11 protein-coding genes and 1 pseudogene are annotated in these 14,554 nt (G+C 43.7%); 2 read left to right on the top strand and 10 right to left on the bottom strand.

Annotated elements, in window-relative coordinates; translation table 11 throughout:
- Positions 1-1,526, bottom strand: a 1,526-nt coding sequence (locus B3J29_RS04315; protein ID WP_286964469.1) for an AMP-binding protein, incomplete at its 3' end; no start/stop codon positions are given.
- Positions 1,527-1,808: 282 nt separating this feature from the next.
- On the opposite strand from B3J29_RS04315, the pseudogene B3J29_RS04310 reads away from it, so the two are divergent.
- Positions 1,809-3,072 (top strand): annotated as a pseudogene (locus tag B3J29_RS04310) (MFS transporter).
- A 66-nt stretch (positions 3,073-3,138) separates the two neighbouring features.
- On the opposite strand, the gene B3J29_RS04305 reads toward B3J29_RS04310, so the two are convergent.
- The 7 genes from B3J29_RS04305 to B3J29_RS04275 form a co-directional block, all read right to left on the bottom strand.
- The gene (locus B3J29_RS04305; protein ID WP_004785724.1) at positions 3,139-4,635 is read right to left on the bottom strand and encodes a flavin-containing monooxygenase; all 1,497 of its coding nucleotides are present in this window, start codon (positions 4,633-4,635) and stop codon (positions 3,139-3,141) included.
- 14 nt (positions 4,636-4,649) lie between these two features.
- Positions 4,650-5,489: an alpha/beta fold hydrolase gene (locus B3J29_RS04300; protein ID WP_004785722.1), complete on the bottom strand. Its 840-nt coding sequence runs from the start codon at positions 5,487-5,489 to the stop codon at positions 4,650-4,652.
- Between the two features lie 135 nt (positions 5,490-5,624).
- The gene (locus tag B3J29_RS04295) at positions 5,625-7,427 is read right to left on the bottom strand and encodes an acyl-CoA dehydrogenase C-terminal domain-containing protein (RefSeq protein WP_104426126.1); all 1,803 of its coding nucleotides are present in this window, start codon (positions 7,425-7,427) and stop codon (positions 5,625-5,627) included.
- Between the two features lie 207 nt (positions 7,428-7,634).
- Positions 7,635-8,615 carry an NAD(P)H-dependent flavin oxidoreductase gene (locus B3J29_RS04290; protein ID WP_004785718.1) on the bottom strand — a complete coding sequence of 327 codons (981 nt, stop codon included), beginning with the start codon at positions 8,613-8,615 and terminating at the stop codon, positions 7,635-7,637.
- A gap of 11 nt (positions 8,616-8,626) precedes the next feature.
- Positions 8,627-9,415 carry an enoyl-CoA hydratase-related protein gene (locus B3J29_RS04285; protein ID WP_004785716.1) on the bottom strand — a complete coding sequence of 263 codons (789 nt, stop codon included), beginning with the start codon at positions 9,413-9,415 and terminating at the stop codon, positions 8,627-8,629.
- 36 nt (positions 9,416-9,451) lie between these two features.
- A complete protein-coding gene (locus B3J29_RS04280) occupies positions 9,452-10,375 on the bottom strand; it encodes a 2-hydroxyacid dehydrogenase (RefSeq protein ID WP_004785714.1) in 924 nt (307 codons plus the stop codon).
- On the bottom strand, positions 10,372-11,127 hold the full coding sequence (locus B3J29_RS04275) for a class II aldolase/adducin family protein (RefSeq protein ID WP_004785712.1): 756 nt from the start codon (positions 11,125-11,127) through the stop codon (positions 10,372-10,374). Before B3J29_RS04275 ends, B3J29_RS04280 begins: the two co-directional genes overlap by 4 nt.
- Before the next feature lie 110 nt (positions 11,128-11,237).
- On the opposite strand from B3J29_RS04275, the gene B3J29_RS04270 reads away from it, so the two are divergent.
- A complete protein-coding gene (locus B3J29_RS04270) occupies positions 11,238-11,675 on the top strand; it encodes a PaaI family thioesterase (protein WP_004785711.1) in 438 nt (145 codons plus the stop codon).
- Positions 11,676-11,796: 121 nt separating this feature from the next.
- On the opposite strand, the gene B3J29_RS04265 is transcribed toward B3J29_RS04270, so the two are convergent.
- Complete coding sequence (locus tag B3J29_RS04265; RefSeq protein WP_004785708.1) at positions 11,797-13,008, bottom strand: 3-oxoadipyl-CoA thiolase; 1,212 nt, start codon at positions 13,006-13,008, stop codon at positions 11,797-11,799.
- Between the two features lie 25 nt (positions 13,009-13,033).
- Positions 13,034-14,554 carry a 3-hydroxyacyl-CoA dehydrogenase gene (locus B3J29_RS04260; RefSeq protein WP_004785707.1) on the bottom strand — a complete coding sequence of 507 codons (1,521 nt, stop codon included), beginning with the start codon at positions 14,552-14,554 and terminating at the stop codon, positions 13,034-13,036.

Genomic DNA, 14,554 nt, shown 5'->3' with positions numbered 1-14,554 from the left:
GTCAGACTGGTATCCTGTTTTACAATAAAGGCTTTCGGAACTTGTCCAGATTTTTCATCATCCACCCCAATGACGGCACATTCCAGTACTTTAGGATGTTTAGATAAAATACCTTCCAACTCATTTGGATAGACATTAAAACCCGAGACCAGAATCATGTCCTTTTTACGGTCCAGAATGGTGATATAGCCCTTCTCATCCATACAGCCGATATCACCTGTCAGGAAGAAACCATCTTTGGTAAATACCTGTGCTGTTGCTTCCGGTTGCTTCCAGTAACCTTTCATCACCTGAGGGCCGCGAATAGCAATTTCTCCAGCCTGATGAAGTGCTACAGGTTTTCCTTCGTCATCCAGAATCTGAATTTCTGTGCCTGCCAATGGCAAGCCAATACTACTGCTAAAGCGCTTGCTTAAAGGCGGGTTAAATGTTGCCGTTGGTGAGGTCTCAGAAAGACCGTAGCCTTCATAGATATGACAGCCTGTGACTTCATACCATAATTCTGCCGTGTTTTTTAAAACAGATGCACCACCGCCTGTCGTGGTTTTTAGGCGTGAGTGATCCAGCTCGCGGAAACGTGGATGATGAGCCAATGCATTAAACATGGTATTCACGCCCGGAAACACCGTCGGAGGATGTTTATGATATTGATCCACTAAAGCGTCCAGATCTCTTGGATTTGGAATCAGCACATTGGCAAAACCTCGACTTAGTCCATAACTGAACAGGCAGATGGTAAAACCATAAATGTGATACAGCGGCAAGGCACAAAACACATATTCATCTTCTGTGGCATAACGATCGTCAAAATGGCTGATAAACACTGTACTGTTCTGGGCAATATTAAATAAGATATTGCGATGACTGAGCTCAGCACCTTTGGAAACACCTGTAGTTCCACCGGTATATTGCAGAATAACGGTATCTTCTTGCTGCTGTACAGGGGCTACAAAATCAATCACCTGTACCTGATCAATCACCTGTTTAAAGTCAGAAAACTGTTTTTCTGGATGTTGCTCCATTTGGCTATAAATTGATATCGACTGATCCTGAATAAAATCGAGCGGATGAGTAGAAATTACATGTTTCAGTGCAGGACATTCATCCAGATTATTTAACTGTTTTAAGGTTGAGCCTAGAATAATCAAGGCTTCTGCTCCTGAATCCTGAACTTGATGATACAACTCACGCTGGGTGTACATCGGGTTTACATTAACCAGAATATAACCCGCACGAATAATCGCGAAAGTCGCAATCGGATATTGAATAATATTCGGCAACATCACCGCGATTCGGCTACCGGCTGCTAGGCCTAGATTCTGTAGGTAAGTAGCCAGTTTCTGGCTATATACATCAATCTCCTGATAGCTGAACTTTCGATCCAGATAAAAGAAAGCAGTCTTATCCTTGAACTTAAGTAGATTCTCAGCAATTGTCGTGCTCAAAGTTTTATCAGGGTCAGGCCGGGTAAATTCCGGATTGACGTTCCATTTTTTATATTCTTCCATCCATAGCTGACTTGTCATTACAGCACTCCTATCCTTGATTTTAAAATTTATTTTGTATCGTGAAACTTTATTTTGATTAAAAAATAATAACGTTATCTTTCCTTCCAAATCAATCCAATATTTGGCTAATTTCAAATTTTTACAAATGAAATCACGAATTTTATGGCTAATTATTTGTATATATTTTATCAATTAATAATATTAAATTTCTTATAGTGAAATAGTAAATCATTAAAAGCAAAAAAAGAATGTGGATTCATTCTTATAAAACAACAACGTAACAAGAAAAGGATGTCGATGATGACGTATGAAACTTCAGTGCTAGAAGCTGAACGAGTTACAGTTCAGCCTAAAAAAATATGGATGACCGCGTTTATTCTATGTTTTCTTATTTTACTTGCAGACGGTGTTGATCTGGCTTTCTTGGCCTATAGCCTTACCAGTATCAAAGCTGAATTTAATTTAACCACAGTTCAGGCAGGTGCTTTAGGGAGCTGGAGTCTGGTCGGTGGAGTGATTGGCGGTTGGGCCTGTGACCATTTTGGCCGGGAGAAAGTTATTGTATTTTAGATGATTTTTGCTTCAAGTTTATCTTGCACTTTGGGCTTTGTAGAATCTTATCATCAGTTTTTAATTATCCGCAGTATTGCAGCTATTGGACTGGGTTCCCTATACACCGCCTGTAATACCTTAATGTCAAAATATGTTCCGACAAAATACCGGACGACTATTCTGGCGGCACTTATGACCGGTTTTACCTTAGGTTCATTATGTGCAACTTTACTGGCGGGCTGGATTATTCCTGAATATAGCTGGCGTATGCTGTACTGGATTACCATTTGCCCGATCGTTCTGGCTTTTCTGCTTTATTTTCTTGTTCCTGAGCCGGATTCATGGCTACGTTCACGTAAATTAAAACGTCAGGAAGCAGCTAGCAAAGTTAAGGTGAAAAAAGAGAATCCTTATAAAGTCATTCTCAAAGATAAAAATCACTGCTGGATATTTTTACTATGGATTTTAAGTGCTGGTGCCCTGAAATTTGGCTATGCCGGTTTAAGTAACTGCTTACCTGCCTATCTCGAATCGGATCTGGGCATCAGCTTTAAGGCTATGACTGGCTATATGGTTGGCACGTTTATGATCATGATTTTTGCCAAGATCGTCGCCGGGATTCTGGCAGATCGTTTCGGACGACGTGCCTTGTTCGCTTTTGGAACCATGAGCACAGCTCTGTTTCTTCAGATTGTAATTTATTTCAATACACCGACCAATATTTTGTACCTGATGCTCATGTTCGGCTTCTTGTATGGTATGCCATTTGCCATTAATGCCACGTATATGACTGAAAGCTTCCCTACTTCGATTCGTGGTACGGCTGTAGGTGGTGCATTCAATATAGGCCGTATCGGAGCAGCATTTGCACCACTCACTATTGGTTATTTTGCTCATGGAGGCTCAATTGGAACGGGTCTACTGGTAAATGGCAGGTGCCTATTTTATTTGCGGTCTGATTCCTGCACTGTTTATACGTGATCGCTTATATGATCCGCAAAAAGCAGATTAATCTCTATCATCTTTTGATAAAAAACCAGTCAAATAGACTGGTTTTTTTAATGAATAAATTTAAAAATCAGACAACTTTTCTCTGAGCATTTTCTATATATTCATAATGGTAACCACTGCGAATAAAATGCTGGTTTTTATCTCTGAAAGAATGTGCATAATCCGGCCAGACCAAAGTCAGTTTGCGACTCACCGGGTCCAGATACCAGCTTTGACAGCTTTCTGATAACCAGACACTGCCTTGGGAAAGTTGCTGTAATTCCTGCATATAGCGATTTTCGGCGTTCTGATCGGCTTCAAAAACCTGAATCTGTTGCTGTTCAAAAAATTGCAAGGCGTCCAGTACCAGATCAAATTGGGTTTCCAGGAAATAAAGCGCTGAGTTATGCCCACTTCCGGTATTGGGACCATTCAGAATGAACAGGTTTGGAAAATTATGGACTGTCGTAGATTGATAACCCTGCATACCACTAGACCATTGCTGCTCCAAGCTTAGGCCATGTTTACCCACTACCTTTGCGGCATAAGGTGGTCGTGCTGCTTCAAATCCGGTAGCAAAGACAATAATATCTGCAGAATATTCATTGCCTGATTTGCTGATTACGCCATCCTTATTCACTTGAGCCAAAGCTGAATCTTCAAGCGTGACATTCGGTTTTAGAAAAGTCGGATAATAATCATTGGACAGCAATAAACGCTTGCAGCCGGGTTCATAATTCGGTGTAAGTTTTCGCTGTAATTCAGAATTTGGAATCTGGTGTTTCAAGAATTGTAGGCAGTTTTTTTTGACCCGCTCGATCTGGCTTTTCAGATTACGGCGCTGGGCAAAATTGTATTCATTACCCCAGAACAAGGAATGTCTTAACGCCGACATGCTGTCCGGATCTTTGCGGAAAAGCTGTTTTTCTGACTCAGAATAAGGTCGGTCCGGTCGCGGCAAGATATACGCTGCACTACGTTGCAATACGGTCAGACTTTTTGCTGTTTTGGCAATTTCCGGTACAAGCTGGATCGCAGAAGCGCCTGAACCTACGACGACCACACGCTGATTATCCAGATTCACTTCGTGATTCCAGCGTGCAGAATGCATTACCTGACCTTGAAATTCATCCAATCCCGGAATTTGTGGCAGATGTTCATCTGCCAGATGCCCGGTTGCTGTAATTAAAAAATCTGCCTGATACAAACCGTTAGAGGTCTGGATTTCCCATATACGTTTTTCGGTATTCCAGCTGGCTTTTTCCAGTTGTGTATGAAAATCAATATGTGGCCGGATATTTTCCTGATCACAGCATTGGATTAAATAACGCTGAATTTCTGCCCCTTGCGGAAAGACACGTGACCAGTTAGGGTTTTTAATAAACGAGAAAGAATATAAATGCGATGGTACATCACAGGCGACACCGGGATAGGTGTTATCACGCCATGTTCCGCCTACTTCTGCTGCACGTTCAATGATTTTAAAATCGTGAATGCCCTGCTGTTTAAGACGGATCGCCATTCCTAGGCCACCAAAACCGCTGCCTACAATTAAAATCTTGCTGCGCTGTCCTTGAGCTTGCATTATTTTTCTCCTTTTTAAGGCATCATGGGCTGGATTTTTTGATTCGCCGGATACTGCTCTGGATGCTGGCTAAACTGATTAATTAGCTGCACAACTTCTGCTGGCGCTTCAATATGAATCGCATGTCCCGAAGAAATTTCGATATAACGGCTATTCTGAATCGAAGCAAAGAGTAATTTTGCTTGCGCTAAAGGCACCATACGATCTTCACGACAGGCCACGATCAAGGTCTCAGCAGAGATGTCCGGCAAAATGGCGGTGATATCAATGCGATAATTTAGTTCACGCTGTTTAGCTGCATCTTGAGAAGGTTTGACGAAACGTGCCAGATCAAGCACCTGTTTTTCAGTACGAGCTGACAGATAGTCATCGCTATATAGGCAATAATTCACGAAATGCGGCAATGCTGCAGATTGATCATTAAATAACTGTTGCCAGATGGTGGTTCGTAGTTGTTGCACCGAACTGGTTTTTGCCCAACCGGCTAACAAAATCAAACGTGCCACGCGCTGTTTAAGACTTGCAGCCAGTTGTGCAGCAATCACGGCACCGAGTGAATAACCCACCACAGTAATAGCTTCATCTTCTTCAACTGCATGATGGATCAGGACTTCAACTTGGTGACTAAAATCAGTCACTGCCAGATCAGCTTTATCCGGGGTATACAAATCAATGGATAAAACCCGCTGATGAATACCGAGCATGGGGAAAATATAACTGAAATGTTTGTCGGTATTTCCACCTGTGCCATGAATCAGAATAATGGTGGGATATGAGGATTTGTGTCCGACTTCATGATAAGTGAGTTGTTGATCACCATAAGGACATTGTCGTGTAATCGTGTCTAAATCCATATAGACTCCTGATCTTGTTGTTTTATGGCCGATGTAATACTGAAAAGTACCCATCGATATTGAATATTGTGCAGGATGAAAAAATAGAAATTAAAAAAAGACCCACGATCGAGAGATTGATCGTGGGTAAAAGGATTAATCGAATTTAAACTCTTCAGGAGTCAGTAGGAACAAGCTCTCACCACCGGCCTGAATATTGGCAATGTGGGTTGAAGTTCTTGGCAGAATACGTGCAAAGAAGAATTGTGCGGTTTTGATCTTCGCTGCATAGAACGGATCAGTATTGCCTTCTTCAATCTTTTGCTGAGCCGTAATCGCCATTTTTAGCCATAAATATGAAGACACTACATAACCAGAGAAATATAAGTAATCGACTGATGCCGCACCGATTTCATTGGCAGACTGTTGCGCCTGAGACTGAATGGTTTTGGTTAATTCTAGCCATTGCTCAGTCAACTGGCTCACTTGTGCCACTTGCTGGTTAAACTGGGCATGTTGCTGATGTTCTTTTACAAAGCCCTGAATCTCATCTGTTAATGCAGTCAATAAACCTAGTTTCGAACCCAGCACTTTACGAGCCAGTAAATCAATAGACTGAATTTCAGTGGTGCCTTCATAGAGGCTAGCAATACGTGCATCACGGGCAATCTGTTCCATGCCATGTTCAGCAATATAGCCGTGTCCACCAAAAACCTGCATACCGTGTTTGGCTGCTTCTACACCCGTTTCAGTCATTAATGCTTTAGCAATTGGGGTTAATAATGCCAGACGATCTTCTGCGGCTTTTTTCTCTTCAGGATTATCTGTTGCTTCAGCAATATCTGCATACGTAGCCAGATAATAAGCCAAGGCACGTGAACCTTCTGCAAATACTTTCTGAGTCAGTAACATATTACGTACTGCTGGATGCACGATGATTGGATCCGCAGGCAGATTTGGCTCTTTAGCACCTTCAAGTGAACGCATCGCCAGACGGTCTTTGGCATAAGCCAATGCACCTTGATAAGAAGATTCAGCTGCAGCAAGACCCTGAATCGCCGTTCCAATACGCGCAGAGTTCATAAAGGTAAACATGCAGTTCAAGCCGCGGTTTTCAGGCCCGATCAGGAAGCCTTTGGCATTGTCAAAATTCAGCACACAGGTCGCATTGCCATGAATACCCATCTTGTGTTCAATCGCGCTACACACCACGCCATTGCGAGAAGCCACATTCCCAGCTTCATCCAGATTGTATTTAGGCACGATGAACAGTGAAATACCTTTGGTGCCGGCAGGCGCATCCGGTAAACGTGCTAACACAATATGCACGATATTTTCAGCCAGATCATGCTCACCTGCAGAAATAAAGATTTTCTCACCGCTGATGCTGTAGCTGCCATCTTCATTTGGCACCGCTTTGGTACGGATCAGGCCCAGATCAGAACCCGCATGTGATTCAGTCAAACACATGGTTCCGGTCCAGCGACCTGCAATTAAAGGCACCAGGAATTTATGTTTTTGTTCATCGCTACCATGATGCTCTAAGGTACGCATCGCACCATGTGACAGGCCTGGATACATACCCCAAGACCAGTTGGTCGCTGTGATAATTTCTGAAATGGCAATACGGTATAAAGTCGGGAAGCCTTGACCGCCATATTTTTCATCGCCAGTTAATGAAGTAAAGCCGAGTTCTACATATTTGTCATAAGCCGCTTTAAAACCATCCGGTGTAGTTACGACGCCATCCTGCAAACGGCAGCCCTGCTGGTCGCCTGTTGCATTAATCGGTAGAAGTTCGTTTTGGCAAAAGTCCGCAGCGACTTCCAGATATTGTTCCATAATATCCATAGAAACTTTGTCTGCAAACTTTGCATAGCCTGTGTATTTCTGTTCAACATTGAGCAGATCTTTCAGGACAAACTTCATGTCTTTTAATGGCGCAATATAATTTCTCATCGTAATTCCCTTGTATGAGTTCTAATTTGTATATTTATGACAATTAATTTCATAATACGAAATTATGTTTTAGGTCGAATATAATATAAGTTCATGGATAAAATCTAGTCATGACATAAAAAATCACATTTAAAAAATTAAAACTTTGGTATAAAAAAGCCATTCGGTAATGAATGGCTTTTGATTAAATGACCAAAATGAAACGATCTAGCGCGGGAAAAACTGAGCCAAACGTTGCTGAACAATCTGTTCTGCTTCTTGCATGATAGTGTCAATCAGCATTTGACAGGTTGGAATGTCATGGATCAATCCCATCACTTGACCTGCTGTCAGTATGCCTGCATCAACATCGCCATTTTCCAAAGCCAGCTTGCCTTTTAAGCCACTGACATAAGGGCGAATCTGTTCAAATTCCAGATTTGGATCTTCACCCATTTTAACGACGAGATCAGATACTGCATTCTTCGCAACACGCGCAGTATTCCTGAACTGACGGTAAAGCAGATGCGTTGCCCGTTCATCATTGTCGACATAAAACTGCTTGATATTTGGATGGATCGGCGCTTCTTGTGTGGCACAGAAACGTGTTCCCATATTGATGCCTTCTGCACCTAAAGCAAGTGCTGCCACCAAACCACGACCATCCGCAAAACCACCACTGGCTACAATCGGTACAGTGAGTTGATCAGCGGCTGCTGGAATCAGAATCAGTCCAGGAATATCGTCTTCACCCGGATGACCAGCACATTCAAAACCGTCAATCGAGATCACATCCGCGCCGATTCTTTGTGCTGAAAGTGCATGACGTACCGAGGTACATTTATGAATCACAATGATGCCATGCTGTTTAAAGGCTTCAATGTGTTCATGTGGTTTGTTGCCTGCCGTTTCTACAATCTTGATTCTACTTTCAATAATAGCCTGTCGATATTCGGCATACGGCGGTGGGTTTACAGCGGGCAATAAAGTCAGATTTACTGCAAAAGGCTGATCTGTCATTTCACGGCAGCGTGCAATTTCCTTGGTCAGCGCTTCAGGTGTGGGTTGTGTCAATGCCGTCAGCGTTCCCAAACCACCTGCATTGGAGACTGCACTGGCCATTTCTGCAGTACCGACCCACATCATGCCGCCCTGAATAATCGGATAGCGAATGCCTAAAAGCTCGGTAATACGCGTTTGAATTTTCATGAATGCTCTCCTTAGCGTCCGGTAAATTGTGCGGGGCGTTTTTCGATAAAGGCCTGTACACCTTCTTTATAATCCTGACTACTCAGGGCCAGATATTGCAGGTTTTGTTCCAGCTCCAGTTGCTGATCCATGCTATTTTCAGCACTGCGTTGCAGCGCCTGTTTAGTTAAAGCCAGTGCATAGGTCGGCTGTTGTGCCAGTCGCTGTGCAAGTTCTTCGATATAAGCATCAAATTCTGCATCAGGGATCATTTTCCAGATCATGCCCATTTCAGCAGCCTCTTTGGCATGCACAGGTTCACCGAGTAAGGTTAATGCCATAGCGCGTGCATAACCAATTAAACGCGGCAACATCCAGGTACCGCCGGCATCAGGAATTAAGCCGATTTTAGAAAAGGCTTGAATAAATTTGGCACTTTCCTTGGCAATGACCAGATCGCAAGCCAGTGCGATATTAGCCCCTGCACCGGCAGCCACACCATTTACCGCTGCAATCACAGGTTTAGGGCTTTTGCGAATCAGGTTGATTAAAGGATTATAGTATTTAGCCAGCGAACCCTCTGGTGGCAAAGGTACATTGCCAAGCTGTCCAGCCCGTTCTTTTAAATCCTGCCCTGCAGAAAATGCCCGACCATTACCCAGAATCACAATCACCCGAATATCCGGATTCGTATTCCAGCTTTTCAAAACCTGTTGCATTTCCTCATGCATTTGCCGGTTAAAACTGTTCAGTGAATCTGGCCGATTAAAACTTAAAGTAGCGATGCCTTGCTGAACCTGAGTCTGAATCATTTCCCACATCATCAATTTCCTTATTTTTTATCTGTATCCCTACAATTAATAGCCTTTATTGACATCCACCTGATGACACAAATCCAGGCCTTGATTTAAACGGCGGTCATTTTCCAGAATCTGCTCTACCACCACAGACATTGGGGCATGTGAGGCCACATGTGGTGTCACCACAATTTTTTCGTGCTGCCAGAATGGATGGTCAGCAGCCAAAGGTTCCTGTTCAAATACGTCGACAATTGCACCACGTAACTGGCCAGAATCCAGTGCATTGAGTAGATCCTGCTCGATTAAATGCTGGCCACGCCCGACATGAATCAAAGCTGCCTGTTCAGGCAGTTGCTGAAATAATTCAGCAGAAAGAATCCCGGTATTTTCTTCGGTAAGGGGTAGCAGGTTAATCAGAATCTGACTTTGAGCCAGGAACTCGGAAAGCTGTTCTTGACCCACATAACTTTTAACTTGATTAATATCTTTTGGGGAATTCGACCAACCAGAGACTTGATAGCCCATGTCAGCAAAGCGTTCTGCTACGTATCCGCCCATATGCCCCAGTCCCATAATCCCGATCTGGATATGATGGCTATAGCTCTGGCGATATTGCTTCCACAGCTGCTGCTTTTGCTGCTGGATCATGAGGTCAAAATAACGCTGAAAATACAGCACGCCCCAAAGCAGATAATCAAACATGCCTTTTTGATGATGTGGATCCAGTACCCGGCAAACGGCTTGATCTGGGCGTACAGCATTTAAGTTTAAATGTTCTACCCCAGCAGCAATCGAATGAATCAGGCCAAGCTTTGGTAGCTGCTGCACTTTTTCCAGATCTGGAAACCAGGCAGCAACTGTGGTTGCCCGTTCAGCTTCAGGGCTCTCCACTGTACAGAAACTACCAGCTGGCGCATATTTTTGAAAAGACTTGACCAAAATGGCCTCAATATTCGGTACAGAACTGGAAATAACAATCATGATGCATACTCCGTATATTGATGCTCAATCAGGGATAAAGCGGCCTGCCAGGCACGCTGTAATATCGGTTCAATGAGAGGACTCGCGAACTGCTTGGCTGTTTTAATTCGGACTTCTTCTGCTGGATAATGCAATTCAGCACCGCCGCTTAAGGCTTTCACCTGTGCCTGACAGGCGCGTTCCAGAAAATAAATTTCATGAAAAGCCCGTGCAATGGTCTCCCCAGCCGTTAATAGTCCGTGATTGCGTAAAATCATGGCACGATGGTCGCCCAAGTCCTGAATCAAGCGTTCTTGTTCGTCAGTTGAAAGCGCAACGCCTTCATATTCGTGATAGGCCACATGCTGATAAAATTTCATGGCGTGCTGGGAAATTGGGAGAAGCCCGTGTTTCTGTGCAGAAACAGCAATTCCATCCGCGGTATGGGTGTGAATGACACAATTCAGATGAGGATGTGCTTCATGAATCGCAGAATGAATCACGAAGCCTGCCATATTGACTGGCTTGTCTTGTTCATAGCTTTCTACCACCTGTCCTTCATGATTAATCTTCACCAGCGTTGAAGCACGCATTTTTTCAAATGCGACCCCATATTGATTAATCAGAAAGCAGTCAGGCTGATCTGGAACTCTTAAACTGATATGGGTATCAATCAGGTCAGTCATCCGATAATGCGCAATAATGCGATAAAGCGCTGCCAGTTCACAGCGTGCCTGCCATTCAGCAGCTGTAACGAGATTTTTTATTGTCATCATTCCATCCTAGAAAAATATAGCATTTCGATCACTATCTGTTATATCATAATTTTATAAAAACAGAATATTATTTCATAAAGCGAAATATTTTATTAAAGGGAAACGATATGACTACAGCTCAAATGAATGGACTTGAATATCTAACCGCAATTAAAAATGGCGAATTGCCTGGTTCAGCGATGGGACAACTGATTCCCATGAAACTCAGTGTCGTCCATGAAAACTATGTGGAATATGAAGTTTATCCAGATGAACGTCACTTCAATCTGCAAGGCGGCATTCATGGTGGATTTTGCGCCACTGTTCTGGATAGCGTAACTGGTGCAGCAGTGCATACCACAGTTGATGCTGGTGTCAGTTTTTCCACTATTGACCTGAATGTCAAAATGCTCAAAGCCATGAAAAATGGTGAAACTTATACAGCCATTGGTGAAGTGATCCGGATCGGACGCAATGTGCTGACCTCAGAAGGCCGAATTGTCGACAAAGACGGTAAAATTTATGCCTTTGGTTCAGCAACTTTATTGGTCACTGACCGCAAATAATCCTTACGCTGATTTAATTAATCCCTGCGATATGCAGGGATTTTTATTTCTATATAAATAGTCTAATAAAAAATGCCATGTATATTATCTATACATGGCATTAATACGATGACTAAAGCTGTTATGCAGCTTCAGGGTTTTCAATCACCATCGCCAGGCCTTGACCCAGACCGATACATAAACTGATCACGGCATATTTTTTACCAGTACGCTGTAATTGACGTGCGACGGTTAAGGCCAAACGCGCACCTGAACAGCCCAATGGATGGCCAATCGCAATACCACCACCGTTTGGATTCACACGCGGATCATCAAATGCAACATCCAGACCTTTCAGGCAAGATAACACCTGGCTGGCAAATGCTTCATTGATCTCGATAATGTCCATATCATCTAGCGTCAAACCTGCACGTTTAACGGCTTTTTTGATTGCTTCGATTGGACCTGCGCCCATGATGCGTGGCTCAATGCCAGCGGCTGCAGAAGACAGGATACGAGCTAAAGGTTTTAAGCCATACTGTTCCTGAACTTTTTCACTGCCGATAATCAGTGCTGCAGCGCCGTCATTGATACCTGATGCATTACCCGCAGTGACTACACCACCTTCGAAAAGCGGTTTTAACTTGGATAATGCTTCAAATGTCGAAGATGGACGTGGATGTTCATCTTCAATCACTAATTTAGGCAGTAATTTACGCCCTTGTGAAACTTCAATCGGTGTAATTTCACCTTCAAAGAAACCTGCTTCTTTTGCAGCTTGATATTTCGCTTGTGATGCAGCAGCAAAAGTATCTGCCTGTTCACGCGTAATGCCAAACTCTTCAGCGACGTTATCACCTGTTTCTGGCATGCTGTGCGCGCCAAACTGATCAGTAAATTTACGGTTTGGGAAACGTGTACCAATCGTGGTGTCATAGATTTTGGCATCACGTGAATACGCGCTTTCAGCTTTACCCATTACAAACGGTGCACGCGTCATACTTTCTACACCACCTGCAATATACAGCTCGCCTTCACCTGCGGTAATGGCACGTGCTGAATCAATCACAGCGCCCAAGCCTGAAGCACAAAGACGGTTTACAGTTTGACCTGGAACGGTCACAGGCATACCTGCAAGCAGTGCCGCAAAACGAGCCACGTTACGGCTGTCTTCACCGGCCTGGTTGGTGCTACCAAAGATTACATCTTCTACGTCAGCTGCTGGAATACCGGTTTTTTCTAGCAGATTTTTAATAACTGTTGCTGCCAGATCATCTGGACGTACAGTTGCCAGGCTTCCTGCATGGCGACCGATTGGAGAACGTAAACCATCATAAATATAGGCATTTAACATGAGTGTTATTCCTTTAACTTTTTAATTAATGTGTAGTATGAACAAGAGGTAAACCGAGATGAACGCGGCGGCGCAACCAAGGACTTGGGCGGTAACGCTGGTCACGGGTAATTGCAGTCATGCGGTCTAAAATTTTCAGAATTTTTTCCGCACCCAGTACATCGCCCCATTCAATTGGGCCGTATGGATAACCAAGGCCTAACTTCACGGCAACGTTGATATCTTCTACGGTTGCAACACCTTGCTGGGCAATATCACAGCCAAGATTCACAATCATGGCCAAAGCACGTTGTGCTACAAAACCAACGCTTTCCTGAATTGTGCTTGCAGTCACACCATCCAGATTGAAAATCGATTGCGCTGCGTTTACCAGTTCAGCTTTGGTGACAAACGTTGGCATCAAGGTACGGTGTTTATTTAGGCCATAAAGCAGATCAATGCAGACTACTTGCTGCGGAGACACCTGATAGCGGACTGCGGCTGAAGTGGCATCTTCACCATAAGTCGCAATTAGGATTAAAGCATCTGCTGAAGGTGCGTCAGTCTGCTCGATCTGGATGTTGAACTGCTGTAGATATTGCTCAAGCGCTTGACGGTCTTCGCTATATTCTGTACCCAGCCAAACCGATGGATATTGATCCAGCTTTTCAACCAAGGTTGGAGCCACATCACCTACTTTGCTCCCCGAGGTATAATCGTAAAAACCTTTACCAGTTTTACGGCCTAGCTGTTTAGCAATAAAACGCTGGCGGGTAATCACGCTTGGGCGGTAACGTGTTTCTTCATAATACTGGTGATAAATTGATTCACTTACCGGATGAGATACATCCATCCCGGTCAGATCGCCTAACTCGAATGGTCCCATCTTGAAACCGATGCCGTCACGATAGATGCGGTCAATGTCATAAAATGGAGTGACATTTTCATTCAGAATCGCATAGGCTTCACTACCAAAGGCACGACCAGCATGGTTAATGATAAATCCCGGGGTATCTTTGGCTTTTACCGGGCGATGTCCCATTTTTGTAGATAACTGAGTGAGTGCATCTACAATATCAGCACGGGTATTAAAGCCTTCAATCACCTCAACCACTTTCATCAGTGGAACCGGGTTAAAGAAGTGATAACCGGCAACGCGTTCCGGCTGGCTGCAATTGGCGGCAATCGCACTGATAGACAGTGAAGATGTATTGGATGCCAGAATCGCTTCCGGTTTTACGATACCTTCCAGTTGCTGCATCAGCTTTTGTTTGATTTCCAGATTTTCAATAATCGCTTCAACGATTAAATCGCAATCTTTCAGGTCTTCGATCTGCTGGGCAATGGATAAATGAGCAAGATCTTCAGCAGCTTTTTCATGGCTGAATTTACCTTTATCAGCCAGGGTATTTAATGTTTTAGCCAGCTTTTCTTGTGCCTGTTCAGCAGCACCCGCTTTGGCATCAAACAACACGACATCATGGCCCGACTGAATTGCGATCTGGGCAATACCCGCACCCATCGTACCTACGCCAATAATACCGATTTTCTGAATTTGAATACTCAT

Source organism: Acinetobacter sp. UBA5984, assembly GCF_002429925.1.
In the GTDB taxonomy this organism is placed as follows: domain Bacteria; phylum Pseudomonadota; class Gammaproteobacteria; order Pseudomonadales; family Moraxellaceae; genus Acinetobacter; species Acinetobacter variabilis.
This window is presented reverse-complemented; position numbering and strand designations above follow the sequence as displayed.

What these genes read in the sequence shown, in the direction of transcription:
- B3J29_RS04270 (WP_004785711.1), top strand. Translation starts at nt 11,238, where the DNA reads ATGACTACAGCTCAAATGAATGGACTTGAATATCTAACCGCAATTAAA.
- B3J29_RS04305 (WP_004785724.1), bottom strand. Translation starts at nt 4,635, where the DNA reads ATGCAAGCTCAAGGACAGCGCAGCAAGATTTTAATTGTAGGCAGCGGT.
- B3J29_RS04290 (WP_004785718.1), bottom strand. Translation starts at nt 8,615, where the DNA reads ATGAAAATTCAAACGCGTATTACCGAGCTTTTAGGCATTCGCTATCCG.
- B3J29_RS04280 (WP_004785714.1), bottom strand. Translation starts at nt 10,375, where the DNA reads ATGATTGTTATTTCCAGTTCTGTACCGAATATTGAGGCCATTTTGGTC.
- B3J29_RS04285 (WP_004785716.1), bottom strand. Translation starts at nt 9,415, where the DNA reads ATGTGGGAAATGATTCAGACTCAGGTTCAGCAAGGCATCGCTACTTTA.
- B3J29_RS04265 (WP_004785708.1), bottom strand. Translation starts at nt 13,008, where the DNA reads ATGTTAAATGCCTATATTTATGATGGTTTACGTTCTCCAATCGGTCGC.
- B3J29_RS04300 (WP_004785722.1), bottom strand. Translation starts at nt 5,489, where the DNA reads ATGGATTTAGACACGATTACACGACAATGTCCTTATGGTGATCAACAA.
- B3J29_RS04275 (WP_004785712.1), bottom strand. Translation starts at nt 11,127, where the DNA reads ATGACAATAAAAAATCTCGTTACAGCTGCTGAATGGCAGGCACGCTGT.
- B3J29_RS04260 (WP_004785707.1), bottom strand. Translation starts at nt 14,554, where the DNA reads ATGAGTATTCAAATTCAGAAAATCGGTATTATTGGCGTAGGTACGATG.
- B3J29_RS04295 (WP_104426126.1), bottom strand. Translation starts at nt 7,427, where the DNA reads ATGAGAAATTATATTGCGCCATTAAAAGACATGAAGTTTGTCCTGAAA.